Annotated in this window: 15 protein-coding genes and 11 pseudogenes; 25 read left to right on the top strand and 1 reads right to left on the bottom strand. The window is 40.3% G+C overall.

Annotated elements, in window-relative coordinates; translation table 11 throughout:
- Positions 1-427: 427 nt before the first annotated feature.
- The 25 genes and pseudogenes from MAQA_RS07175 (at position 428) to pnp (ending at position 25676) form a co-directional block, all read left to right on the top strand.
- The gene (locus MAQA_RS07175) at positions 428-721 is read left to right on the top strand and encodes a WXG100 family type VII secretion target (protein WP_036070427.1); all 294 of its coding nucleotides are present in this window, start codon (positions 428-430) and stop codon (positions 719-721) included.
- Positions 722-796: 75 nt separating this feature from the next.
- Entirely contained in the window at positions 797-1105 is a 309-nt protein-coding gene (locus MAQA_RS07170) for a DUF1310 family protein (protein ID WP_052008523.1), read from the top strand.
- 70 nt (positions 1106-1175) lie between these two features.
- Positions 1176-2419, top strand: a pseudogene (locus tag MAQA_RS07165) (hypothetical protein).
- A 1-nt stretch (position 2420) separates the two neighbouring features.
- Positions 2421-2783 carry a hypothetical protein gene (locus MAQA_RS07160; RefSeq protein WP_036072622.1) on the top strand — a complete coding sequence of 121 codons (363 nt, stop codon included), beginning with the start codon at positions 2421-2423 and terminating at the stop codon, positions 2781-2783.
- Positions 2780-3046, top strand: coding sequence for a hypothetical protein (locus tag MAQA_RS07155; protein ID WP_036072620.1), 267 nt, complete (start codon positions 2780-2782; stop codon positions 3044-3046). The genes MAQA_RS07160 and MAQA_RS07155 overlap by 4 nt, the downstream gene beginning before the upstream one ends.
- A 249-nt stretch (positions 3047-3295) precedes the next feature.
- Entirely contained in the window at positions 3296-3634 is a 339-nt protein-coding gene (locus tag MAQA_RS14155) for a GNAT family N-acetyltransferase (protein ID WP_338151619.1), read from the top strand.
- A 118-nt stretch (positions 3635-3752) separates the two neighbouring features.
- Positions 3753-4479 (top strand): annotated as a pseudogene (gene pyrH / locus MAQA_RS07145) (UMP kinase).
- A gap of 4 nt (positions 4480-4483) precedes the next feature.
- Positions 4484-5043 (top strand): annotated as a pseudogene (gene frr, locus MAQA_RS07140) (ribosome recycling factor).
- A gap of 197 nt (positions 5044-5240) precedes the next feature.
- Positions 5241-5999: an isoprenyl transferase gene (locus MAQA_RS07135; RefSeq protein ID WP_036072618.1), complete on the top strand. Its 759-nt coding sequence runs from the start codon at positions 5241-5243 to the stop codon at positions 5997-5999.
- Between the two features lie 12 nt (positions 6000-6011).
- Positions 6012-6801: pseudogene (locus tag MAQA_RS07130) on the top strand (phosphatidate cytidylyltransferase).
- A gap of 13 nt (positions 6802-6814) precedes the next feature.
- Positions 6815-7965: pseudogene (gene dxr / locus MAQA_RS07125) on the top strand (1-deoxy-D-xylulose-5-phosphate reductoisomerase).
- A gap of 13 nt (positions 7966-7978) precedes the next feature.
- Positions 7979-9244: pseudogene (gene rseP, locus MAQA_RS07120) on the top strand (RIP metalloprotease RseP).
- A gap of 42 nt (positions 9245-9286) precedes the next feature.
- Positions 9287-10993 (top strand): proline--tRNA ligase, encoded by a 1707-nt coding sequence (locus MAQA_RS07115; RefSeq protein WP_036072616.1) that lies wholly within the window; start codon positions 9287-9289, stop codon positions 10991-10993.
- Between the two features lie 94 nt (positions 10994-11087).
- Positions 11088-15425 (top strand): annotated as a pseudogene (locus MAQA_RS07110) (PolC-type DNA polymerase III).
- A 175-nt stretch (positions 15426-15600) separates the two neighbouring features.
- Positions 15601-16068: a ribosome maturation factor RimP gene (rimP, locus tag MAQA_RS07105; RefSeq protein WP_036072614.1), complete on the top strand. Its 468-nt coding sequence runs from the start codon at positions 15601-15603 to the stop codon at positions 16066-16068.
- Between the two features lie 26 nt (positions 16069-16094).
- On the top strand, positions 16095-17219 hold the full coding sequence (gene nusA / locus MAQA_RS07100; RefSeq protein WP_036072612.1) for a transcription termination factor NusA: 1125 nt from the start codon (positions 16095-16097) through the stop codon (positions 17217-17219).
- Entirely contained in the window at positions 17209-17520 is a 312-nt protein-coding gene (gene rnpM, locus MAQA_RS07095; protein WP_052008521.1) for an RNase P modulator RnpM, read from the top strand. Before nusA ends, rnpM begins: the two co-directional genes overlap by 11 nt.
- Positions 17513-17813 (top strand): annotated as a pseudogene (locus MAQA_RS07090) (YlxQ family RNA-binding protein). Before rnpM ends, MAQA_RS07090 begins: the two are co-directional and overlap by 8 nt.
- 22 nt (positions 17814-17835) lie before the next feature.
- Positions 17836-20201 (top strand): annotated as a pseudogene (gene infB, locus MAQA_RS07085) (translation initiation factor IF-2).
- Positions 20198-20479: a DUF503 domain-containing protein gene (locus MAQA_RS07080; protein ID WP_036072610.1), complete on the top strand. Its 282-nt coding sequence runs from the start codon at positions 20198-20200 to the stop codon at positions 20477-20479. The pseudogene infB and the gene MAQA_RS07080 overlap by 4 nt, the downstream one beginning before the upstream one ends.
- Before the next feature lie 11 nt (positions 20480-20490).
- Positions 20491-20835, top strand: coding sequence for a 30S ribosome-binding factor RbfA (rbfA, locus tag MAQA_RS07075; protein ID WP_036072608.1), 345 nt, complete (start codon positions 20491-20493; stop codon positions 20833-20835).
- A 78-nt stretch (positions 20836-20913) separates the two neighbouring features.
- Positions 20914-21828 (top strand): tRNA pseudouridine(55) synthase TruB, encoded by a 915-nt coding sequence (gene truB, locus MAQA_RS07070; RefSeq protein ID WP_036072606.1) that lies wholly within the window; start codon positions 20914-20916, stop codon positions 21826-21828.
- A gap of 43 nt (positions 21829-21871) precedes the next feature.
- A complete protein-coding gene (locus MAQA_RS07065) occupies positions 21872-22804 on the top strand; it encodes a bifunctional riboflavin kinase/FAD synthetase (protein ID WP_036072604.1) in 933 nt (310 codons plus the stop codon).
- A 163-nt stretch (positions 22805-22967) separates the two neighbouring features.
- The gene (gene rpsO / locus MAQA_RS07060) at positions 22968-23237 is read left to right on the top strand and encodes a 30S ribosomal protein S15 (protein ID WP_036072602.1); all 270 of its coding nucleotides are present in this window, start codon (positions 22968-22970) and stop codon (positions 23235-23237) included.
- 214 nt (positions 23238-23451) lie between these two features.
- Positions 23452-25676, top strand: a pseudogene (gene pnp, locus MAQA_RS07055) (polyribonucleotide nucleotidyltransferase).
- 22 nt (positions 25677-25698) lie between these two features.
- On the opposite strand, the pseudogene MAQA_RS15530 reads toward pnp, so the two are convergent.
- A pseudogene (locus MAQA_RS15530) lies at positions 25699-25793 on the bottom strand (endolytic transglycosylase MltG); the annotation flags it as partial.

Raw genomic sequence — 25793 nt, 5'->3', positions numbered from 1 at the left:
TAGGAATTATGATAAAAGTAAGAGAAATTTGGACTTTAGTCAAAAATGAACCATCAAAATGGAAGTTCTGCTAGGGACGAGTACTGCGATTACGAAACAACGGAAAAACTTTCCGAGGTTTTAGAGGTATGTTATTTTGAATGGTTCCAAAAGTCGCGAAAAAATTAATTTTCGAACAGCACGTTTTAGAGGTATGTTATTTTGAATGGTTCCAAAAGTTTGCTCCTCATTTCCTCGGCTTCGCCGCGTTTTAGAGGTATGTTATTTTGAATGGTTCCAAAAGAGGAGGCAGATGGGTCTCACTTAACGAGTGAGGCCTTTTTGTATGGGCATCGCTAAAAAGTTCATTAAATCGACACAATTTCATTTCTAAAATATGGTATATTATACTTGCAAGAAAACAATACATAAAGAGGAGATGAATGTCATGTCAGGACAAATCAGAATGACCCCGGCAGAATTGCGAGACCGTGCGAAAACTTACGGAACGAGCGCACGGGATATTGAGCAAATGCTACAACGCTTATCCCAATTACAAGAACAACTTCGTAGTGAATGGGAAGGACAAGCTTTTGCGCGCTTTGACGATCAGTTCAATCAGTTGAAACCAAAAGTAACGGAATTTGCAAACTTGATGGATCAAATTGAGCAACAACTTCAAAAAACAGCCAGTGCTGTGGAAGAACAAGATCAACAACTTTCTCAAAACTTTGGATTTTAATTTCAAAAAAGTGCCTCTTATTGTATACTTTAAGAGGCATTTTTGTTAAAGAGAAAAACTAAATGGAGGGATGAGATGAAAAAGGGCTGGATTATTTTTATTTCGATTGTTGTCATCGTTATTGCAGTTGTAGCAATTGTTGGAGGGAAGATGTACATGGATAATAAAAAGTTGGATGAAGACATGAAAGAGGTTGTAAGAAGCAACGAGAGCTTAATAGAAAAAGAATTAGAAACGTATGACACTCATAATAAAATTAAAAATGTTTCTTTTGATTATGGTACCGTTGAAAAAAGCCCGTTAGGAGGTATTTTGTTTCAAGGGTATGTAAATAATGATAAGGAACTAACCTTCAATGCCGGATTACAAAAAAAATGGTTCTAAAGTTGAGGCGACAAATGTAGCTCCTAAAAAGAAACTAAGTATATTCTTGGAAGAAAAGGAGTAGAAATAAATGAATGATAAACAGCGTGTTGAATATGCTAATTGGGAGTATTCTAACTTAGAACAAGGAGACCCTATAACTATTAAAGGCAAGGGCGAGGTAGGCAAAGTTTCTCAAGTCATAAATAAAAAAGCCACTGGAGAGCAGTCTTACATTATCACAAATACAGAGAAATCTGTTTCATCTAATGCTTCGTTAGCCGAAAGAGAAAAGGTTACAGAAGTTACCATTTTATATAGAGGATCTACTGAATTAGGTCAATGGAAAAAAGAGCCTTTGGACGTTTGGAAAGACTGGTTAGAGAATGATATCCCTTCTGCTACACAAATTTTGACGCATACAGGCGGAAGAGTTGTGACACCGCAATTAAAATCTGCTGCCAATACACTGAAAAATTCACTAAATATGTATCCCAATGCGAAACATTATGTTTATGCCCATTCGTTAGGCTCAATGACGGCTCAATATGCGCTTTCTGATATTAATGAAAAAGATGCTTCGCGAATTGGTGGAGCTTATCTATATGAGGGTCCCAATGCCTATTCCCTTTTGACACCTGAACAAAAGAAAATGGCTGAAGCGTTACGGGGAAAGATCTATAATTATGTGGATTTTAAAGACCCAGTTACGATAGGGTATGGAGCTTATAAAGAAAATGTCGGGCAATTAATTGCCGTGGATTCTAAAGATATGAATGATATAGGCAAACAACACATGTGGGGCGGCTATCAATATGATAAAGAAGGCAATGTGTTAACCGATGCAAAAGGTTATGCGGCACTAGCCAAAAATAATACAAAAAGAAAAAACTCGATGGTCTTGAAGATTTGAAGAAAATATTTGCTAAAAGTGGTGGGAACTTATCTGGCTCGGAAAAAATCTTTTTAGATGCCGCCGAAGCTTTGGCTTTAACACAAGGCATGAAGATGACCATTCAATATGATATGAATGAACTTCAAAAGACGTATAAGAAAGCAATTGATAATGCCGATGATTTGTGGCGGGATACTTTAAAAGATGCTCGGACGATTGGAACCTCTCTTTCAGAATCCGAAAGATTGGATGCGCTGGCAAGTGGTGGAGCTACAGAAGCGAGTATTCGAACGAAACCCAAAGCGAAATACCAGAAAAAATTAACCAAGTTAACAGCCATTCAAAAAGAGTATGATGAATTAATTAACAATATTAAGCACGCTATCGCTGAACAGTTACAAAACGATCAAGAGCTCGCTCAGCAGATTGGAAGTGCATAAGATGAATTTTTCTTCTCAAAGACGTCTTGAAGAAATGGAACAAGAATATATAAGCACTCATAAAAAACAAGAAGAAATCCTCGAGGAAATTCATTTTCAAAACAGAGAATTTGAAAAGGGCTTAGATGATCTGGCAGACCGGTTTAGATATGTCGCGTCTCATTATGATTTCGAACAAATACCACCCATGAGGCAGGGCTACTCCATTCTTTCAAAAGCTCATGAAGAAGGCAGTTGTCTCGTAAGAAAACAAGCCCGTGAACTGGAAGAGGAAATCGAACAAACTACGCGAGAATACAATATGGAAAAAAATCGTTATGAGGAAGAATATTCCCGCGCTAAGAAGGAAGGAGAGCGTTCATGATTGACACTGTGACGAAAGGGTTAGAAGATGTAAAAAAGAAAGCTGAAAAATCATTGATCCACTTTTTTACAGCTTCCCACAGTAAAGCGACTTCTGAAACGCAGAAACAAGTAGTAAAAGAAATGGAGAAAGAAGCGGTTCAAAAAGTTCATTCATCGAGTGAAAAATATTTGGATTCTTTTTCAAGCTCCGTGCAGGGGAAATGGAGTAAAGCGGCTAATGGCACTTTTAAAAATACAAATAATGTTTTGCGAGATTTATAAATTTTGTTTGTAAAAACCCATTGTTCAGATGAATGATGGGTTTTTGTTGCATTTAAAAGTACCGATTTTTAGTAAGGAATTAACTTTTATACTTGCGCTTTTTACTCAGTCTGTTAAGCTAAATGCAAACAAAAGGATGATTTCGAGGTGATTGGGTGAATAAAGTACGAGCTACCGGAGCAGATTATCCCGTTTTGCTTTCTATTTGGGAGGAGTCTGTAAAGGCAACGCATGCCTTTTTGAAAAACGATGACTTTAACGCACTGCGAGAGGAGATACCTTCTTTTTTTTCCTAGCTTAGAAATTTACTTCTGGGAGGCAGAGGGAGAAATGATCGGATTTACAGGACATGCAGTGAAACGATTAGAAATGTTCTTCCTTTCTCCAAGGTTTAGAGGAAAAGGTTATGGCACGGCAATTTTACAGGAATTAATTGAAAAAGAAGGAATTTCTTTTGTTGATGTGAATCTGCAAAATGAAGCGGCACGGAAATTCTATGAGAAAAATGGGTTTAGAGTTCATGCTACAAGTGAAAAAGATGGACAAGGAAGACCTTATCCAATTCTTCATTTGAAATTAACGAAATAGAACTTTTTTGGCTTTTTCATAGAAAATACTTTTGTAATTGCTGGTTTTTTAGTAAAATGAATACTGGTGGATAAAAAACTCTTTTATCATGAACTAGAATAAAGGTGTGGAGGTCATTATGAATACCCCAAAATATAAACGTGTTGTTTTAAAATTGAGTGGTGAAGCGCTTGCGGGTTCGGATGGTTTTGGAATTAGTCCGAATATCGTCAATGCGATTTCTAAACAAGTAAAAGAAGTAGTTGAATTAGGTGTGGAAGTAGCTGTTGTTGTCGGTGGTGGGAACATCTGGCGCGGACGCCTTGGAAGTGAAATGGGCATGGACCGGGCAGCTGCGGATTACATGGGTATGCTTGCAACTGTAATGAACTCACTTTCACTTCAAGATTCATTAGAAAATATTGGGGTGGCAACGCGTGTGCAAACTTCGATCGATATGCGCCAAATTGCTGAACCGTATATTAGACGAAAAGCTATTCGTCATCTTGAAAAGGGGCGTGTAGTCATTTTTGCTGGTGGAACAGGGAACCCGTATTTCTCTACAGATACAACTGCGGCGCTTCGTGCAGCTGAAATTGAAGCAGATGTCATTTTAATGGCTAAAAACAATGTGGACGGGGTGTATAGTGCCGATCCTCGCATTGATAATACGGCGAAAAAATATGATGAGCTTTCTTATCTCGATGTTATTAAAGAAGGATTGCAGGTAATGGATTCAACAGCTTCGTCGCTTAGCATGGATAACGATATTCCGCTGATCGTATTTTCATTTGCTGAAACTGAAAACAATATTAAACGTGTCGTTCTTGGTGGAAAAAATCGGAACAACTGTAAGGGGGAAATAAATCAATGAGTAAAGAAGTTTTGCAAAATTCACAGGAAAAAATGGAAAAGTCTGAGCAGGCTTTATCTCGTGCGTTGGGTCAAATTCGTGCTGGACGTGCGAATGCATCGATTTTAGATCGTGTTCAAGTAGATTATTATGGTGCACCAACTCCGCTTAATCAAATTGCTGGGATCAGTGTTCCAGAAGCTAGGATGCTACTTATCACGCCTTTTGATAAAAATGCCCTTGAAGATATTGAAAAAGCGATTTTAAAATCAGATCTTGGTTTAACACCAAATAATGATGGTTCTGTGCTTCGACTTACTATCCCGCAACTAACGGAAGAACGTCGCCGCGAACTTGCAAAAGAAGTGAAAAAAGAAGCAGAAGAAGCAAAAGTTGCGGTGCGTAATGTGCGCCGCGATGCAAATGATGAACTTAAAAAAACTCGAAAAAGCTGGCGAAATCACAGAAGATGACTTGCGAACTTACGGAGATGATGTACAAAAGTTAACGGATGTAAGCATTCAAAAAAATCGATGAAATCGCTAAAGAAAAAGAAGCGGAAATCATGGAAGTTTAAATTAATGACAAAAAAGCATTCCTTTTCTTCTACTTTAGGAAGGGGAGGGGTGCTTTTCTTTTGTATCCTAACCAAACCGATTTTCTCATGGAAATCTCATGAATCACATGTAAATTTTAGTACATTAATCGGGCGTTTTTTGGTATTATAGGTATAGACATGCGCAGAGTAGTGGCATTTCTATTGGAGGATTTAAAATGTTTAAGAAGCTCTTTCGACAAAATGAAAATTTTATAGATGGTGAATTATCACCCGAACTTCCACTTCCAAAACATGTTGCGATTATCATGGATGGTAATGGGAGATGGGCCAAAAAGCGGTTTTTGCCGCGTATTGCGGGTCATAAGGAAGGCATGAATGTGGTTAAGAAAATCACGCGCTATGCAAATGAAATGGGCATTGAAGTTCTAACGCTTTATGCTTTTTCAACTGAGAACTGGAAGCGTCCGACAGATGAAGTAGACTTCTTGATGAAATTACCTGTTGAGTTTTTCGATACTTTTGTTCCAGAACTCATTCAGGAAAATGTCAAGGTCAATGTCATGGGATATCGAGATAATTTACCGCTACACACACTTCGTGCTGTAGAAAAGGCGATTGAAGATACCAAGCATTGTACGGGTCTTGTGCTTAATTTTGCCTTGAATTACGGGTCGCGAGCAGAAATTGTGACGGCGATGAAAGAAGCGATTTGTGAGCTTGAAAATGCTGGAAAAAAAGCGGATGAAATCACAGAAACGGATATCGAAAAGCATTTAATGACAAATGGTCTTGGAGATCCAGATTTGTTGATTCGAACGAGTGGTGAGCTTCGGCTTAGCAATTTTATGCTTTGGCAATTGGCTTACAGTGAGTTTTACTTTACAGATGTTCACTGGCCAGACTTTACAGAAGAAGACTTTTTAGAGGCGATGATTGACTATCAAAATCGGTCACGCAGATTTGGTGGGCTTTAGGGAGGAAAAAAGGTGAAAACAAGAATTATTACAGCCATTGTGGCGCTTATTATTTTTATCCCCTTCGTTGTTATTGGCGGGGTACCATTTGAACTGATTAGTATTTTACTCGCATCCATTGCCGTGTACGAAATTCTCGTAATGACGAAGCAATCGCTTTTTTCAGTGAATGGCATTGTCACCATGCTTTTAACTTGGCTCGTTGTTGTTCCTGAGAACTATTTAACTTGGCTTGATAAAATCGGGCTTTCTGTAATTGAACTAATCTTTATTGGGATTGCGATTTTGCTTTCTTATACCGTTTTTTTCAAAAAACAAGTTTCATTTTGACCAAGCGGGGATTGCCGTTCTTGCTTCTTTCTATGTAGGAATAGGTTTTCATTATTTGGCTTTAACCCGTGATGCGGGGCTGTACTACGTTTTATTTGCACTTCTCATCGTTTGGTCAACTGACACAGGTGCTTATTTTATCGGACGTCAGTTTGGGAAGCATAAACTTGCACCACACGTGAGTCCCAATAAGACGGTAGAAGGCTTTATAGGTGGAATCGTTTCGGCTATTATTATCGCTGGAGGCTTTTTCTACTTGATGAATTTGAGCGGGAACATCGGTTTAGTCATACTCGCTTTAATTGTGCTTTCTATCTTCGGGCAACTTGGCGATCTTGTTGAGTCTGCACTCAAGCGTTTTTATGGTGTGAAAGATTCTGGAAAGATTTTACCAGGACACGGTGGGATCTTAGACCGTTTTGACAGTTTATTATTTGTCTTACCGCTATTACATATACTGCAAATCATTTAATGGAGATGAAGCCATGAAGAAAATTAATTTATTAGGTGCAACCGGGTCGATCGGAACGCAGACACTGGAAATTGTAAGGGAACATCCAGAACTTTTTGAAATTACTGCGCTATCTTTTGGCCGGAATGTTACACTGGGACGTAAAATTATTCAAGAGTTCAAGCCAAAAGCTGTATCCGTTCAAAACAAACGAGATGTAGAGAAGCTAAAACCCGAGTTTCCTGACGTTCGTTTTTATTCAGGAATGGAAGGTCTCCGTGCCATTGCTGCTTTTCCGGAGGGCGATGTTTTGCTGAGTGCTGTGATTGGAAGTGTTGGACTTTTGCCGACGCTTGACGCGATTGAAGCCGGAAAACAAATCGCGATTGCAAATAAAGAAACACTTGTTACGGCCGGACACCTAGTCATGGCAGCCGCGCGAAAAAAAAGGGGTGGATATTCTCCCTGTTGACAGTGAACATTCTGCTGTTTTCCAAGCGTTAAACGGTGAAAAACGCGAAAATGTCTCCAAATTGATCATTACGGCTAGTGGCGGAAGTTTCCGGGACAAGACACGTCAAGAGCTTAAACACGTTACAGTGAAAGAAGCGTTAAACCACCCGAACTGGAACATGGGAAATAAGTTAACAATCGATTCGGCTACGATGTTCAATAAAGGCCTTGAAGTAATTGAGGCACACTGGCTTTATGATATGGATTATGAAGACATTGATGTTGTGATCCACCGGGAAAGCATTGTGCACTCGCTTGTTGAATATATTGACGGAAGTATGATCGCACAACTTGGAGCGCCAGATATGCGCATTCCGATCCAATATGCGCTCACTTATCCGGACCGGTCCAACATTACATTTAGTGAACCATTCAGTTTGGCTAAAATTGGCACACTTCATTTTGAAGAAGTGGACTACGATCGATTTAGGGCATTGAAATTAGCATACAACGCTGGTAAAATAGGTGGAACGATGCCGACCGTTTTTAAATGCGGCGAATGAAATTGCTGTTGCCGGTTTTTTAAATGGGCAGGTTGATTTTAACAATATTGAGGCAGTGGTAGAGAATGCCATGAATCATCATATGCAGAATGTGATTCAAGCGCCGTCACTGGATACGATTTTGCAGGTCGATCAAGAAACAAGGGCATACGTAAAAACACTTTTATAGAGGTGAAATTAATTTGACAACGATTATTGCATTTATTTTCGTCTTCGGACTCATCGTTTTCTTTCACGAATTAGGGCATTTTTTTGCTTGCAAAACGTTCTGGTATTTTGGTGCGTGATTTTTCGATCGGTTTTTGGACCGAAAATTTTTGCTTACAAAAAGAAAGAAACACAATATACAATTCGTTTGCTACCCATTGGTGGTTACGTACGAATGGCTGGCGAAGACGGTGAAGAATTAGAATTAAAACCAGGTTACCGTGTAGGTCTTGAATTATCAAAAGATGAAACGGTAACAAAAATTATTGTAAACGGTAAAGACCAATATGTGAATGCTCAACCATTTGAAGTTTCAAAAGCAGATCTTGAAAAAGAGTTGTTCATTGAAGGCTTTGAAGACTACGATGAATCGAAAAAGGTTCGCTATCAGGTTGCGCGTGATGCAGTTGTTGTGGACGGAAAAATCGAGACGCAAGTCGTTCCATATGATCGCACTTTTGGCGCTAAGTCGCTTGGAAAACGAGCGGCAACTATTTTTGCTGGACCGCTTTTTAATTTTATTTTAGCGATTTTGATTTTCACAGCACTTGCTTTTATCCAAGGAGGTGTAGCTTCAACAGAAAACACACTTGGAAATGTTGTGAAAGACAGTCCGGCTGCTGAGGCGGGACTTAAAGAAGGGGACAAAGTTCTCTCCATTTCTGGAACCAAAACGGATTCTTGGGCAGAAATTGTTGGTAAAGTCTCGGAAAATCCAGATAAAAACTTAACGTTTAAAATTGAACGGGATGGAAAAAAACAAGATGTTAAAGTGACGCCTGAAAAACAAAAAAGTTCAGGGAGAAGCCGTTGGGAAAATTGGTGTAGAAAACCCAATCAAAGATTCATTTGGTGCCAAAATTAGCTACGGCTTTACAAACACTTGGAACTGGATTCATCAAATTTTTGATGTTCTTGGAAAAATGATTACAGGTGGCTTTTCGCTCGATATGCTTAACGGTCCTGTTGGCATTTACACGAGTACAGAACAAGTTGTTAGTTATGGATTCTTAACGTTATTAAACTGGACGGCTGTTTTAAGTATCAATCTTGGGATTGTAAACTTGCTACCACTTCCTGCACTAGACGGGGGACGTTTACTGTTCTTCCTATATGAATTAATTCGCAGGAAGCCAGTAGATCCGAAAAAAGAAGGGATTATTCATTTTGTTGGCTTTGCTTTGTTAATGATACTAATGATTCTTGTAACATGGAACGATATTCAGCGGGCATTTTTCTAAACCTGACCTGCTAGGACCGATTTAAAAAGGGGAGTGTGTTTTATGCGTCAGACAATGAGCTTTATTCCAACATTAAAAGAAACGCCTGCTGATGCCGAAGTAAGAAGTCATCAATTGCTTCTTCGAGCAGGATTTATCCGACAAACTGCAAGCGGAATTTATAGTTACTTGCCACTTGCAAGCCTTACTTTACAAAAAATTGAACAAATCATTCGCGAGGAACTTAACCGTGCGGGGGCTTCTGAACTACTTCTCCCAGCTCTTCAACCTGCTGAACTGTGGCAAGAATCGGGGAGATGGAATGATTACGGGCCAGAACTTATGCGCCTCAAAGATCGCAATAGCCGTGATTTCGTACTTGGGCCAACACATGAAGAAGTGATTACAGATCTTGTTCGGGACGAATTAAAATCATATAAACGTCTTCCCATCACACTTTATCAAATCCAAACTAAGTTCCGGGATGAAAAACGCCCACGCTTTGGCCTTCTAAGAGGCCGGGAGTTTATCATGAATGATGCCTATTCTTTTCACGCGAGCGAAGAAAGTTTGGATGAAACATATCAAAAAATGTATCAAGCATACTGCAATATTTTTACGCGCTGTGGATTAAATTATCGCGCAGTGATTGCTGATTCGGGTGCTATTGGCGGGAAAGAATCTCGTGAGTTTATGGTACTGTCTAAAATCGGAGAGGATACGATTGCTTATAGTGATTCATCTGATTATGCAGCAAATACGGAAATGGCGCCTGTTCTTTATAATGGTAAAAAATCGCTGGAACAAGAAGCAGAGCTAGAAAAAATTGCCACACCTGGACTCCGGACAATTGAAGACCTTGTCACAAATTTAGACATTCCAGTTGAAAAAACTGTCAAGTCAATGTTGTTCGATGTGGATGGCGATATTATTATGGTACTCGTTCGAGGAGACCATGAAGTCAATGACATTAAAATTAAAAATGCTTTAGAAGCGAAATCGGTTGAATTGGCTGATCCAGAAGTGGCCGTTAAGTTACTCGGAGCTAGTTTTGGGTCGCTCGGTCCAATCCATGCTCCTGAAGATATTCGCATTTACGCGGATCATGCGGTTCAAGATGTCGTGAATGCAGCGGTCGGCGCTAATGAAGATGGGTATCACTTTATCAATGTAAATCCTGAGCGTGATTTTACTGTTCAAAGTTATTTTGACTTGCGGATGATTCAAGAAGGAGACTTATCTCCTGATGGTCAAGGGGTCATCAAATTTGCGGAAGGTATTGAAGTAGGGCATATCTTTAAACTTGGAACAAAATATTCAGATGCGATGAACGCAACTTTTCTAGATGAGAATGGGCGCGCAAATCCACTCATCATGGGTTGCTACGGGATTGGAGTTTCGCGCTTATTTACGGCGATTGCAGAACAGTGCAACGATGAAGCGGGACTTGTGTTTGAAAAAGGAATTGCGCCATTCGATATTCACCTAATTCCTGTTAATATGAAAGATGACGCGCAACGTGCTTTCGGAGATTCGCTTTATGCATCGCTTCAAGAAGCGGGATATAGCGTGTTACTAGATGACCGGTCGGAACGTGCGGGTGTGAAATTTGCGGATGCAGATTTAATTGGCCTTCCAATCCGAGTGACGGTTGGGAAAAAAGCCGCTGAAGGAATTGTGGAAGTGAAAATCCGCAAAACGGGCGAAATGATCGAAGTTCGCGAAGAGGAATTGCTAAATACTTTGCCAATTCTTTTTGGCGAAAAATGATTTTTCATGTACAATAGAGATAGATTAAAAAGTACCTTTGCATTTTGTGGAAGGTACTTTTTACAGCTTTTTAGCTGAAAGGAGTGACACCCCATTGAGTGCTTCAGAAGAAGAAAAAAAGGAGCGATTCCAACTTCTTTTAGAACAAATCGGATTAAAAGAAGACAAGACGTTTGAGGATTTTACGAAGGATACCAAAATTGAAAAGTTGATTGCGGATAAAAGAAATAAAACGTGGCAGTTTCATTTGGAAGCGCCGCAGATTTTCCCCGCAGATTTTTATACATTACTCGATACAGGTATGAAACGCGCATTTAGCGAGATTGCTAATACAGAGCTTGTGATTCATGCCAAAGAAACAAGGCTCGATGAAGGGCTTATCCAAGATTATTGGAATTTGATTGTTTCGCCTATTTTGGCAACTTCTCCGCTGATCGGACAAGTTTTAATGGAACAAAAGCCCACGTTTAAAGAACCTCATTTTTTAGAGCTCAATTTGCATAACGAAATGGAAAAGACCAAATTTGAGCAAAGTTTTGCTGCAGAAATTCTTGAGAACTATGCTAACTGCGGGTTCCCGCGCCTAGCTTTTCGAACAACTGTCTTAACGCAAGAAAACTCGGAAACTTATGAGGCTTTTAAGAAGGCGAAGGAAGAGGAAGATGCCGAGAAGGCGAAAGCAGCGGTTGAAGTCATGCAAAAACGTCAACGAGAAGCGGAGAGTGGTGCTCAGCAAGCGCCAGCTGAACTTACAGGACCGTTCCAGCTTGGCTATAAAATCAAAGAGGGCGATGAAGTAAAACGTCTTGGCGATATTTATGATGAGGAACGCCGGATTACTGTCCAAGGATACGTGTTTGCGACTGAAATTCGTGAGCTTAGAAGTGGGCGGAGTTTACTGCAATTTAAAATCACTGATTATACGAGCTCTATGATCATTAAGATGTTTTCTCGCGATAAAGAGGATGCAGCTATGTTCCAGAACCTGAAAAAAGGCATGTGGGTGAAAGTACGTGGAAGCGTTCAAAATGATACCTTTGTCCGTGACTTAATCATGATGGCACAAGATGTCAATGAGATTGCGCCGAGAAAACGAGTTGACGGAGCGGAAGAAAAACGTGTTGAACTTCACCTTCATTCGAATATGAGTCAGATGGATGCGACAAACTCGATTACGGATCTTGCTAAGCAAGCAGCGGACTGGGGACACAAAGCGATTGCACTTACGGATCATTCGGTGGTTCAGTCGTTCCCTGAAGCGTATGCAGCGGGGCAAAAATTTGGACTTAAGATTCTTTACGGGGTAGAAGCAAACTTGATTGATGATGGGGTTCCGATTGCTTATAATGACAAGCACATTGAATTGAAAGATGCGACTTATGTTGTTTTTGACGTAGAAACAACAGGACTTTCTGCGGTTTATGACACGATTATTGAACTTGCAGGGATTAAAATGAAAGATGGCGAGATTGTCGATAAATTTGAAGCTTTTATTGATCCTGGACATCCACTTTCAGCTACGACCATCAACTTGACAGGAATCACGGATGACATGGTGAAAGGTTCTGACCCCATTGATGTCGTCTTGAAGAATTTCCGTGAGTGGTGCGGGGACGCGATCCTTGTTGCCCATAACGCTTCTTTTGATATGGGCTTTATCAACACAGCTTATCGTAAAATCGGGTTACAAGATGCGCCGAATGCGGTTATTGATACGTTAGAATTAGCACGTTTTCTCTATCCGCATTTTAAAAACCATCGTTTGAATACATTGACGAAGAAATTCAATATCATCTTAGAACAGCATCACCGGGCGATTTTTGATGCAGAAGCAACCGCTTATTTAGCGTGGAAATTGATTAAAGATGCGAAGGAAATGCACGAAATCACTAATCACGATGAGTTTAATCAGTTTATGGGAGAAGGGGATGCTTATAAACGAGCACGCCCTTTCCATGCCACGATTTATGCGCAAACGGCAGAAGGCCTGAAAAACTTGTTTAAACTGGTTTCAATGTCAAATATTGATTATTTCTATCGTGTGCCAAGAATTCCACGCTCGAAGCTCAAGAAACTGCGTGAGGGACTTATTGTTGGAACGGCTTGTAGTCAAGGCGAACTTTTTGAAGCGATGATGCAAAAAGGAATGGCTGAAGCGGAAAAAGTAGCGGGTTTTTATGATTTTATTGAAATACAACCTAAACCGGTGTATGCTCCGCTGATTGAACGCGAAATGATCCGCGATGAAAAAGCTTTGGAAGAAATTTTGAAAAACATTGTAAAAGTGGGAGAAAAAACTGGAAAACCAGTTGTGGCAACAGGAAATGTTCATTATAAGGATCCCCAAGATAAAATCTATCGAAAGATCTTGATTCATTCCATGGGAGGCGCGAATCCGCTAAATCGTCAAGAACTTCCGGATGTCCATTTCCGTTCTACAGAAGAAATGCTTAAGGAATTTAGTTTTCTTGGCGCGGAAAAAGCACACGAAATTGTAGTGACAAATTCCAATTTAGTAGCTGATTGGATGGATGAACTGAAACCTATCAAAGATGAACTTTATACACCGAAAATTGAAGGGGCCGAAGATGAGATTCGCAATATGAGTTATAAGATGGCACACGATTTATATGGTGAAACGCTTCCGGAAATCGTTGAGGCACGGCTTGAAAAAGAACTTAAAAGTATTATCGGTCATGGATTTGCCGTTATTTACTTGATTTCGCATAAACTGGTTAAAAAATCGCTAAACGATGGTTATTTAGTTGGTTCTAGGGGGTCAGTTGGTTCGTCATTTGTAGCAACGATGACGGAAATTACTGAGGTAAATCCACTTCCACCGCACTATTTGTGCCCTAATTGTAAACACTCAGAGTTCTTTCATGATGGTTCAGTTGGTTCTGGGTTCGACCTTCCAGATAAAACATGTCCTGAATGCGGGACAGCTTATCGTAAAGAAGGACAAGATATTCCGTTTGAAACTTTCCTAGGTTTCAAAGGGGATAAAGTTCCCGATATCGATTTAAACTTCTCGGGAGACTATCAACCGTTGCCCATGCCTATACGAAAGAAATTTTCGGGGAAGACTATGTATATCGTGCGGGAACTATCGGTACGGTTGCCGAAAAAACGGCTTTCGGATTTGTACGAGGCTATGAACGGGATATGAATATGAATATTCGCGGCGCTGAAGTAGACCGGCTTGTTGCTGGTTGTACGGGTGTGAAACGAACAACAGGACAACATCCAGGTGGGATTATCGTTATTCCTGATTATATGGATGTGTATGATTTTACGCCTGTGCAATATCCGGCCGATGCGACAGACTCGGAATGGAAAACCACGCACTTTGATTTCCACTCAATTCATGATAATGTTTTGAAACTGGATATTCTCGGACACGATGATCCGACTGCGATCCGGATGCTGCAAGATTTAAGTGGAATCGACCCGAAAACGATCCCAACAGATGATCCAGAAGTGATGAAACTATTTGGTTCAACGGAATCTTTAGGTGTTACGCCAGAGGACATTGATTCGAAGACGGGGACACTTGGGATTCCAGAGTTTGGGACTCGTTTTGTTCGTCAGATGCTTGAGCAAACGAAACCAACTACGTTTTCTGAACTCGTTCAGATTTCTGGACTTTCCCACGGGACGGATGTTTGGCTTGGGAATGCGGAGGAACTGATTAAAAATAAAATTTGTGAGCTTCCTGATGTGATCGGTTGTCGGGATGATATCATGGTTTTCTTGATTTACCAAGGACTTGAAAGTTCTCTTGCTTTCCGAATTATGGAATCAGTGCGGAAAGGGAAAGGCTTGACGGAGGAAATGGAAGAAGCGATGATCGAAAACAATGTACCTAGCTGGTATATTGATTCTTGTAAAAAAATTAAGTATATGTTCCCGAAAGCCCATGCAGCGGCCTATGTGCTCATGGCTGTCCGAATTGCTTATTTTAAAGTCCATCATCCTCTTTATTTCTATGCGACTTATTTCTCCGTTCGTGCGGATGACTTTGATTTGACGGCAATGGTAAATGGTCGTGAAGCGGTTAAAGCGGTTATGAAGGAAATCAATGATAAAGGGCTTGAAGCTTCGACGAAAGAAAAAAAACTTATTAACGGTGCTTGAAATTGCCAATGAAATGCTTGCAAGAGGCTATAAGTTCCAAAAAGTGGATCTATATAAATCTAAAGCCGATGAATTTGTTATTGAAGGTGACACACTTATTCCACCGTTCAATGCGATTCCAAGTCTTGGGACGAACGTCGCCAAACAGATTGTAGCTGCTCGTGAAGATGGTGAGTTTTTGTCGAAAGAAGATCTCCAACAACGCGGGAAGGTTTCAAAGACGATTATTCAGTATATGGATGAACAAGGTTGTTTAGAAGGTCTTCCTGATCAAAATCAATTGTCGCTTTTTTAAAAGAAACTACTTATCATGCGAGCTTGTTTGCGAAATCACGCAGGCTATGGTATACTATGTAATGAAATACAACGATAACTCAGCTAAGAGTGGGCATTTGCCCACTCTTTCGTTTTGCGATTGTTTTGAGAAAGCATTCGCACCGGTAGCAGAGCATATCTCTAAGGAGGCTGAAATGAGTAAGGTTTTGGACCAAGTAGAGGAGCTTGTCAAGCCGATTACTGATGAGTTAGGCTTTGAACTTGTCGATTTAGCGTTTGAAAAAGAAGGGAAAAATTGGTTTTTACGTATTTTTATTGATAAAGATGGCGGAATTGATATTGATGAATGCGCAATTGTCAGTGAAAAAGTAAGTGAAAAATTAGATGAGTCTGATCCAATCAGTCAAAACTATTTTCTAGAAGTTTCTTCTCCCGGCGCTGAACGTCCTCTAAAAAAAGAAGCAGATTTCGAAAACGCGGTGGGAAGTTATGTGCATATTACGTCTTATGAACCGATTGAGGATCGTAAAGTGTGGGAAGGCACGCTCTTGTTTTATGATGGAAATGAACTAACCATTGAAATCAAAGATAAAACGCGTAAAATCACTTGTGTGATTCCAAAAGACAAGGTTGCGAAAGCGCGCCTTGCCATCGAATTTTAAAAAATTAAATAAGGAGTGAATGAGTAATGAGCACAGAATTACTAGATGCTCTTCATGTTTTAGAACATGATAAAGGAATTTCTCGAGATGTAATCGTTGAAGCAATCGAAGCAGCCCTTGTTTCTGCTTATAAACGGAATTTTAACCAAGCGCAAAATGTACGTGTGGAATTGAATCTTGAAAATGGATCGATTCGCGTATTTGCAAGAAAAGATGTTGTGGATCAGGTTTTTGATTCACGACTTGAAATTTCACTTGAAGAAGCGCATGAATTAAACCCTGTTTATAAAGTAGGGGATGTCGTAGAGCTTGAAGTTACGCCGAAAGATTTTGGACGTATTGCTGCCCAAACGGCTAAACAAGTCGTAACACAGCGTGTACGTGAAGCAGAACGCGGCATTATTTACGATGAATTTATTGATCGTGAAGATGATATCATGACAGGGATTGTAGAAAGACAAGATTCACGTTTTATCTATGTGAACCTTGGTAAAATTGAAGCGATTCTTTCGCAAAATGAACAAATGCCAAATGAAACTTATCGACCACACGACCGGATCAAAGTGTATTTGACCAAAGTGGAAAAAACGACTAAGGGCCCGCAAATTTTTGTTTCAAGAACGCACCCTGGTTTGTTAAAGCGCCTTTTTGAAATGGAAGTTCCTGAAATTTATGAAGGAATTGTAGAAATTAAATCTGTGGCACGTGAAGCAGGGGATCGTTCTAAAATTTCGGTTTATACAGCTGATCCAGAAGTGGATGCTGTGGGGGCTTGTGTTGGACCTAAAGGTGCACGTGTTCAGGCGATCGTGAATGAGTTGAAAGGTGAAAAAATCGACATCGTAGAATGGTCAGAGGATCCATTTACGTTTGTTGCGAATGCGCTTAGTCCTTCAAAAGTACTTGATGTTATTGTTAATGAAGAAGAGCAAGCAACAACAGTTGTAGTTCCTGATTATCAACTTTCTCTTGCAATCGGAAAACGCGGTCAAAATGCTCGTCTTGCTGCGAAGTTAACGGGCTGGAAAATTGATATTAAGAGCGAAAGCGTTGCTCGTGAAATGGGCATCTATCCGCGCGAAGAAACACCTGTTCAAGAAACAGAAGAAACGGTCGTTGAAGAAAATAACGTTTCGGAAGATGAAGAATAAAGGAGAAAAGCGGACATGCGGAGCAAAAAAAATCCCACTTAGAAAGTGTATTGTAACTGGTGAAAGACTCCCTAAGCAAGACCTTTTACGGATTGCGTATTCGAAAGAAGGGGAGCTTACCATTGATCCAACTGGAAAAGCACCAGGACGTGGTTTTTATATAAAAAAAGATGTCGATGTGGCAAAGCGTACGAAAGAAAAAAATACGTTATTCCACCAATTAAAAATGAAAGAGCAAGAAGGATTTTATGACGAATTAATTGCGTATGTAGAATCCCTTGAGGACGAAAATCATGGATGAAAAATTTCTCCAACTCCTCGGTCTTGCAAATCGTGCAAAGAAAATAACAACCGGAGAGGAATTAGTTTTAAAAGCAGTTCGTAGCGGAAAGACATCGCTTGTTGTACTAGCAGATGATGTTTCAAGCGGAACGGAAAAAAAAGGTCCGAAATAAATGTGAATACTACGGTGTCCCCTTGCAAAAAAGATTTACAAGAGAGGAATTGGGAGGGGCGATTGGCAAAGAAACGCGTGCTGTTATTGGTATTCTTGATAAAGGATTTGCTAAGAAACTAATGGAACTACTCGGTTGATTACCTAGTGGAGGTGTACGGCATGAGTAAAATTCGTGTATATGAGTATGCAAAAAAACAACAAGTTTCGAGTAAAGATGTTATTGAAAAATTACACGGTTTAGGTGTAGAAGTTTCCAACCATATGTCGACGATTAATGATAATGCCTTAAGACAACTCGATCAAGCTTTTTCAAACAAACCAGAGAAACCAGCTGTTCAAAAAAGTGAAAAAGTCCAAAATAAACCGAATAGCAAGGAGCCTAATAAACTGAATTCAAATAATAACCAAAAACCAAAAGAAAATAAACCGCAACGACCAGCTACGCAAAACAATGCAAAACCGCGCCAAAACGCACAAAAAGCTGGACAAAAGTGGGCAAACAAAACGAACTGATAAGCCAGAAAACACAGGCGGAAATAAAAGCCAGTCTGGAACAAGTTCAAATAACCGAAACACAAATGCTACTCCTGGACGAAATCAAAATCAGGGGAATCGCTTCGGTGGGAACAATAATCAAAATCGTGGCGGTAGAGGTGGAACTCACGGCGGTGGATTCAATCAAAATCGCGGTGGTAAAGGAAAGAAAAAAGGCAAACAAAATCACCAAACACAACCAGTAACTCCGCCAAAACCAAAACCACTTCCAGAGAAAATCACGTTTACAGAATCGCTTACTGTTGCAGAACTAGCAAAAAAAACTGTACCGCGAACCTTCGGAAATCATCAAAAAACTGTTCTTGTTAGGGGTTGTTGCAACCATTAACCAAGAGCTAGATAAAGATGCAATCGAATTGATTTGTGCAGAATACGGTGTTGAAGTAGAAGAAGAAATTAAAATTGACGTGACTGATTTAGACGTTTACTTTGAAAATGCAGCGGAAGAAGATGCTAGTCATCTTGAAGAACGTCCACCAGTTGTAACGATTATGGGTCACGTTGACCACGGGAAAACAACTCTTCTTGATTCACTAAGAAATACGAAAGTAACACTTGGTGAAGCAGGCGGAATTACTCAGCACATCGGGGCTTATCAATTAGATGTTCGTGGTAAGAAAATCACCTTCCTGGATACACCAGGTCACGCGGCCTTTACAGCAATGCGTGCTCGTGGTGCGCAAATCACAGATATTACGATTCTAGTGGTTGCTGCTGATGATGGAGTTATGCCACAAACGATTGAAGCGATTAACCATGCGAAAGCAGCAAAGATGCCGATTATTGTAGCTGTGAATAAGATTGATAAACCACAAGCCAATCCAGAACGAGTTATGCAAGAGCTGACGGAATATGAACTCATTCCAGAAGACTGGGGCGGGGATACTATTTTTGTACCGATTTCTGCTAAGTTTGGCGAAGGCTTAGATAATTTACTGGATATGATTCTACTTGTTTCAGAAGTAGAAGAATTGAAAGCTAATCCTGATCGCCGTGCTCTTGGTACGGTAGTAGAAGCTGAGCTTGATAAAGGTCGTGGTTCTGTTGCGACACTTCTCGTTCAGGATGGGACTTTGCATGTTGGAGATCCGATTGTTGTCGGAAACACATATGGCCGCGTTCGGGCAATGGTGAATGATCTTGGTCGTCGAGTGAAACAAGTTGGTCCAAGCACACCAGTTGAAATTACGGGGCTAAATGACGTCCCTCAAGCGGGAGACCGTTTTGTTGTCTTTGAAGATGAAAAAACGGCTCGTTCAGTTGGGGAATCACGTGCGACAAAAGCCGTGCAAGAACAACGAACAGCAACGAATCGTGTTAGCCTCGATAATTTGTTTGAACATATGAAAGCTGGCGAAATGAAGGCTGTTAATGTCATTATCAAAGCTGACGTACAAGGTTCTGTTGAAGCCCTTGCTGCCTCGCTTCGTAAAATTGAAGTGGAAGGTGTAAATGTCAATATCATTCATACAGCAGTTGGTGCTATTAATGAATCAGATATTACACTTGCCGCTGCGTCAAATGCAATTATCATTGGCTTTAATGTCCGGCCAACTACGCAAGCTCGTGAAGCTGCTGAAAATGAAGGCGTTGATATTCGTTTGCACCGGGTTATTTATAAAGCTATTGAGGAAATCGAAGCAGCGATGAAAGGAATGCTTGATCCAGAATATGAAGAAAAAATTATCGGACAGGCACAAGTTCGTCAAACCTTTAATGTATCTAAAATCGGAACCATCGCTGGTTGTTATGTCACAGATGGGAAAATCACACGTGATAGCGGCATTCGTTTGATTCGTGATGGTATCGTTGTGTTTGAAGGAAAACTTTCTTCGCTAAAACGTTTCAAAGATGATGCGAAAGAAGTAGCTAAAGGTTATGAATGTGGAATCACAATTGAAAACTTTAATGATATTAAAGAAGACGATGTGATTGAAGCCTTTGTCATGGAGGAAATCGAACGCAAATGATCATTCAGGCAGTCGTAGTTGAATGTATCATTCATGATGCGATGAACTTGAAAGAAAAACGCAGTGTGTTAAAGCGTATTTTAACGCGTGCACGTCAAAAATTTAATGTTTCCATTGCAGAAACTGCTTTTAAGGAAAAGTGGCAGCGAACAGAAATTAGTTTTGCTGTGGTTTCAGATACACGTGTTAGATGTGAAAAAGAAACAGATCAAGTCCTTTCGTTTCTTGATTCTTTCCCAGAATGGGAGAGAATCAAGACGGAAAAAGACTGGGTATAGAGGTGAACAAAATGAGTGTAAGAGCAAATCGGGTTGCTGAGCAAATGAAAAAAGAACTTGGCGATATTTTAAACCGAAAAATCAAAGATCCTCGTCTAGGCTTTATTACTGTGACAGATGTTGATGTTACAGGTGATTTGCAACAAGCAACCATTTTTATTTCAATTCTCGGAAATGAAAAAGAGCGGGAAGATTCTATGTTGGCATTAGAAAAAGCACATGGTTTTATCCGTTCTGAAATTGGCAATCGCATGAGTTTGCGTAAAGTTCCTGAACTTTTGTTTGAAATGGACAGCTCGCTTGAATATGGCAATAAGATTGACGAGTTGCTTCGGAACTTGAATAAAGACAGCTAAAACTGAAAAGCCGAGACAAAACGATTATTCCGTTTTCGTTTCGGCTTTTTTTAAGTGAAAAGGAGTGGAGCAGGATACATGGACGGCATCATTGCACTATATAAAGAGCGCGGTTTAACGAGCCATGATTGTGTTTTTAAGCTTCGGAAGATTTTAAAAACCAAAAAAGTCGGACATACAGGGACACTCGATCCAGAAGTTGCTGGCGTTTTACCGATTTGTGTGGGGCGAGCAACAAAACTTGCGGAATATTTGACAGATGAAGGTAAAGAATACCACGCAGAAATCACACTTGGGAGGAGCACAACAACGGAGGATCAGACAGGAGAAACCGTTTCTGAAAAAGTGATTTATAACCCAATCTCTGTGCAAGAAATTGAGAAGGTTCTTCATGAATTAACGGGCGAAATCACTCAAATTCCTCCGATGTATTCAGCAGTTAAAGTGGCTGGGAAAAAACTTTATGAGTATGCTCGTTCTGGCGAAAGTGTTGAGCGACCGAAGCGCCAAGTTCAAATTGATGAGCTGAAGCGCCTAGATGCGCATGAAATTACGCAAGCTCATCCAAGTTTCCAGCTAAGAATCCGTTGCGGCAAGGGTACCTATATCCGAACGCTTGCTGTCATGATTGGGGAAAAATTAGGATATCCGGCTCACATGTCTGCCTTGCGGCGTTCTAAAAGCGGCTTTTTTAAGGAAGAGGACTGCCTCACTCTTTTAGAAATCGAAGAAAAAATGCTTGCGCGAGATACGAGTTTTTTAAAACCGCTTGAACTTGGAATCCAAAGTTTTCCGAAGATAGAACTCACAGAAGATCTACATAATCGTGTTTTAAACGGTGCTTTGATAAAGGAAGATGAACTTTTTTCTGGAGAAGTAGTGAGCGCTTCGCCTGTTGCTTTGCTATTTAATGGGAAACTCGTCGCGCTTTATCAAAAGCATGCAACGAAACCAGGCATTTGGAAACCAGAAAAAGTAATTGAGCTTGCGTAAGTCTCTTTTTAGAATAGAATTTTAAAGCAGAGGAGAATTTGTCATGGAAACTTGTTTTTTGCATCATCCAGAGTTCACTATAGAAAACCAAGATCCGAAAACGATTGCGCTTGGTTTTTTTGATGGTGTTCATTTAGGACATCAAGCCGTTATAAAAATGGCCAAGCAAATTGCGGATGAAAATGGGGAAAAGAGCGCTGTGCTTACCTTTGATCCGCACCCGTCTGTCGTACTCAGCAAGGCGAGGAAAGCCGTACATTACTTAACACCACTGGATGAAAAATTGGAAAAAATTGAACAGCTTGGGATTGATATTGTGTACGTTGTCCGTTTTACGGCGGCTTTTGCTGAACTGTCTCCAGAGCGTTTCGTTGAAGACTATTTAATTCAACTTAATGCACATCATATAGTCGCTGGCTTTGATTACTCATACGGGAAAAAAGGCGCGGGCAAAATGGAAGAGATGGTTTCTTATGCGAAGGGACGATTTGATGTCACAATAGTGAATAAGCAGGAAGCTTTTGATGAGAAGATTAGCTCGACGAAAATTCGCGGTGCTATTGAAGAGGGAGATCTTGATACGGCGAATGAACTTTTAGGGTACCCTTATAAAGTGAAAGGAACTGTTATTCATGGGGATAAACGGGGACGGACGCTTGGTTTTCCAACTGCTAATATGCAAATTGATGAGGACTACTTGATCCCAAAACTTGGAATTTATGCCGTTCGCTTTATTATTGGTGGGAAAAGCTATGCTGGGATGGCAAGCATCGGTTACAATGTGACATTCAAAACGGATCAGGAGCGGTCGATTGAAGTGTTCATTTTAGATTTTGATCGTGAAATTTACGGGGAACAAGCTGAAATTGAATGGTATCATTTCTTCCGATCAGAAATGAAATTTAACGGCGTAGAGGGTCTTGTGGAACAACTCAAGCAAGACGAAGCTGATACGCGCGCTTATTTTGCGCAATAAATTTAGCCTGCAGAAACGGCCGCGAGAAGCAAATTTTTACTTGCTTTTCTTGGTAGAATAGTGTATCTTTAACTCTGTACGACAAGAACCTTTACTTGGCAGTGACGAGTCACCAACGTTTTGCTCAGTAATAGGGGATTTAGAATTAAAGGAGGTGGAGTTAATGGCATTAACTCAAGAAGCAAAAAACAAGATTATTGCTGAATATCGTGTCCATGACACAGATACAGGTTCTCCAGAGGTGCAAATTGCTGTACTTACTGCAGAAATCAATAATTTGAATGATCACGTTCGTGTACACAAGAAAGACCACCATTCTTATAGAGGTTTGATGAAAATGGTTGGTCACCGTCGTAACCTGCTTACTTATCTTCGTAAAAAAGATGTGCAACGTTACCGCGAACTTATCAAACGTTTAGGTTTACGTCGTTAAAAACGAGACCGAAAAAGCGGGATTCTTCTGGGTTCCCGCTTTTTTTAAAGATTAAAGGAGAGCGCTTGAATCTTTATCGCATGAATCCAAAAACGTGCTAAAAGGTTTTTTAGCAGGTTTTTTGGATTCATGCGTGCCTTTTAAAACAAGGTGTGCATGAAAGAATTGATGCATGGTAAAGTTCTGCGCTCCGAAGAAAAGGAGAAGTGAAAATATGTCTGAAAAACAAGTCTTTACAACAGAACTTGCTGGTAAGACGCTTGCCGTTGAGGTTGGACAACTTGCCAAACAAGCGAGTGGAGCCGCGCTAGTTCGCTTTGGTGATACCGCGGTTTTAACAGCTAGTGTAGGATCGAAAAAGCCGCGCCCAGGTGACTTTTTTCCGTTAACAGTTAACTATGAAGAAAAAATGTATTCCGTTGGGAAAGTTCCAGGGGGATTTTTAAAGCGTGAAGGACGTCCAAGCGACCGGGCTACCCTAACCGCTCGCTTAATTGACCGCCCAATTCGTCCGCTTTTTGCTGAAGGATTCCGAAACGAAGTACAAATTACATCAACTGTTTTTAGTGTTGAACAAGATTGCTCACCTGAAATGGCTGCAATGCTAGGTTCTTCGATTTCTCTTTGTATCTCGGACATTCCGTTTGATGGCCCGATTGCAGGGGTTGAAGTAGGACGCATAAATGGTGAATATATCATCAATCCAACTATCGAACAGGCGGAACAAAGTGACATTTCACTAACTGTCGCTGGAACTTATGACGCAATTAACATGGTGGAAGCTGGCGCAAAGGAAGTTTCTGAGGAAGCGATGCTTGAAGCGATTATGTTTGGTCACGAAGAAATTAAACGTCTTTGCAAGTTCCAAGAAGAAATTATCCAAGCAGTAGGAAAAGAAAAACGCGAAATTGAACTTTTTGTGACTGATCCTGAACTTGAAAGCGAAGTGAAAGCGGTCAGCGAAGCAAAAATGAAACAAGCGATTCAAACTGAAGAGAAAAAAAGCGCGTGAAGCAGCAATTGAAGCTGTAAAAGAAGAAATTCTTGAAAGCTATAAAGAAAAAGAACTCGAAGACGAAGAAGATGTTCTTGCTGAAGTTGCGCATATTCTTGAAATGATTGAAAAAGATGAAATGCGTCGTTTAATCTCACAAGAAAAAATCCGCCCAGATGGACGTAAAGTAGACGAAATTCGTCCATTGTCATCTGAAGTGGGCTTGCTATCACGTGTTCATGGGTCGGGTCTATTCACTCGTGGACAAACTCAGGCGTTAAGTATTTGTACGCTTGCACCGCTACGTGAACATCAAATTATTGATGGGCTCGGCGCAGAAGAGTATAAACGCTTTATGCACCACTACAATTTCCCACAATTTAGTGTTGGAGAAACTGGACCTCGCCGTGGACCTGGACGCCGTGAAATCGGACACGGGGCACTTGGTGAGCGTGCTTTACAATATATCATTCCAAGCGAAGAAGAATTCCCTTATACGATTCGCCTTGTTTCTGAGGTATTAGAATCCAATGGTTCTAGTTCACAAGCAAGTATCTGCGGATCAACACTTGCTTTAATGGATGCAGGTGTTCCAATTAAAGCTCCAGTAGCTGGTATTGCGATGGGACTTGTCAAATTGGGCGATGATTACACGATTTTGTCTGACATCCAAGGGATGGAAGATCACTTTGGAGATATGGACTTTAAAGTGGCTGGAACAAGCGAAGGTATTACGGCTCTCCAAATGGATATCAAAATTGACGGACTGAGCCGTCAAATTCTTGAAGAAGCTCTTACACAAGCAAAAGCAGGTCGTTTGCACATTCTAGATCATTTACTATCCACAATTAGTGCACCACGTGATCATTTATCGAAGTATGCACCTAAGATCGTTTCAATGACGATCAAAGAAGATAAAATTAAAGACGTCATTGGACCTGGTGGAAAACAAATTAATCAAATCATTGATGAAACAGGTGTGAAGATCGACATCGAACAAGATGGAACAGTTTATGTAGCTTCACAAGACGAAGAAATGAACAAAAAAAGCGATGGCAATTATTGAAGATATCGTTCGCGAAGCAAAAGTGGGCGAAATCTACACAGGGAAAGTTCGTCGAATCGAAAAATTTGGGGCTTTCGTTGAATTGTTTAAAGGAACAGATGGTTTAGTTCATATCTCTGAACTAGCACATGAACGTGTTGGAAAAGTAGAAGATGTGCTTAAGCTTGGCGATGAAGTAACGGTTAAAGTGATCGAGATCGATAACCAAGGTCGGATCAATTTATCTCGTAAAGCTTTGCTTGAGAAACCTGCAGGGTTAGACGAAAAAAAATCACAAGATAAAGAACACAAGAAACACTTTGGTGGCGGTGACCGCAATCGCAAACCACGTACGCACCACAAAGAAGAACACAAAAAATTAAAAAAAGATTGTCCCTAACATAAGAGGGACAATCTTTTTTTTATTGATGAGCTAATTTTTTAGCAATTTCCTCGTAACTCATCTTACTATTTAGATCATAAGAGCCATCACGAATATATTTTTCATAATCATTTT

Origin of the sequence: Listeria aquatica FSL S10-1188, assembly GCF_000525795.1 — a bacterium.
Taxonomy (GTDB): Bacteria; Bacillota; Bacilli; order Lactobacillales; family Listeriaceae; genus Listeria; species Listeria aquatica.
The sequence above is the reverse complement of the archived record's forward strand: the minus strand, read 5'-3'. Positions and strand labels throughout refer to the sequence as shown.

Excerpts from the sequence above, each read along its gene's own strand:
- MAQA_RS07175 (WP_036070427.1), top strand. The coding sequence starts at position 428 with ATGTCAGGACAAATCAGAATGACCCCGGCAGAATTGCGAGACCGTGCG.
- MAQA_RS07170 (WP_052008523.1), top strand. The coding sequence starts at position 797 with ATGAAAAAGGGCTGGATTATTTTTATTTCGATTGTTGTCATCGTTATT.
- MAQA_RS07160 (WP_036072622.1), top strand. The coding sequence starts at position 2,421 with ATGAATTTTTCTTCTCAAAGACGTCTTGAAGAAATGGAACAAGAATAT.
- MAQA_RS07155 (WP_036072620.1), top strand. The coding sequence starts at position 2,780 with ATGATTGACACTGTGACGAAAGGGTTAGAAGATGTAAAAAAGAAAGCT.
- MAQA_RS14155 (WP_338151619.1), top strand. The coding sequence starts at position 3,296 with ATGACTTTAACGCACTGCGAGAGGAGATACCTTCTTTTTTTTCCTAGC.
- MAQA_RS07135 (WP_036072618.1), top strand. The coding sequence starts at position 5,241 with ATGTTTAAGAAGCTCTTTCGACAAAATGAAAATTTTATAGATGGTGAA.
- MAQA_RS07115 (WP_036072616.1), top strand. The coding sequence starts at position 9,287 with ATGCGTCAGACAATGAGCTTTATTCCAACATTAAAAGAAACGCCTGCT.
- rimP (WP_036072614.1), top strand. The coding sequence starts at position 15,601 with ATGAGTAAGGTTTTGGACCAAGTAGAGGAGCTTGTCAAGCCGATTACT.
- nusA (WP_036072612.1), top strand. The coding sequence starts at position 16,095 with ATGAGCACAGAATTACTAGATGCTCTTCATGTTTTAGAACATGATAAA.
- rnpM (WP_052008521.1), top strand. The coding sequence starts at position 17,209 with ATGAAGAATAAAGGAGAAAAGCGGACATGCGGAGCAAAAAAAATCCCA.
- MAQA_RS07080 (WP_036072610.1), top strand. The coding sequence starts at position 20,198 with ATGATCATTCAGGCAGTCGTAGTTGAATGTATCATTCATGATGCGATG.
- rbfA (WP_036072608.1), top strand. The coding sequence starts at position 20,491 with ATGAGTGTAAGAGCAAATCGGGTTGCTGAGCAAATGAAAAAAGAACTT.
- truB (WP_036072606.1), top strand. The coding sequence starts at position 20,914 with ATGGACGGCATCATTGCACTATATAAAGAGCGCGGTTTAACGAGCCAT.
- MAQA_RS07065 (WP_036072604.1), top strand. The coding sequence starts at position 21,872 with ATGGAAACTTGTTTTTTGCATCATCCAGAGTTCACTATAGAAAACCAA.
- rpsO (WP_036072602.1), top strand. The coding sequence starts at position 22,968 with ATGGCATTAACTCAAGAAGCAAAAAACAAGATTATTGCTGAATATCGT.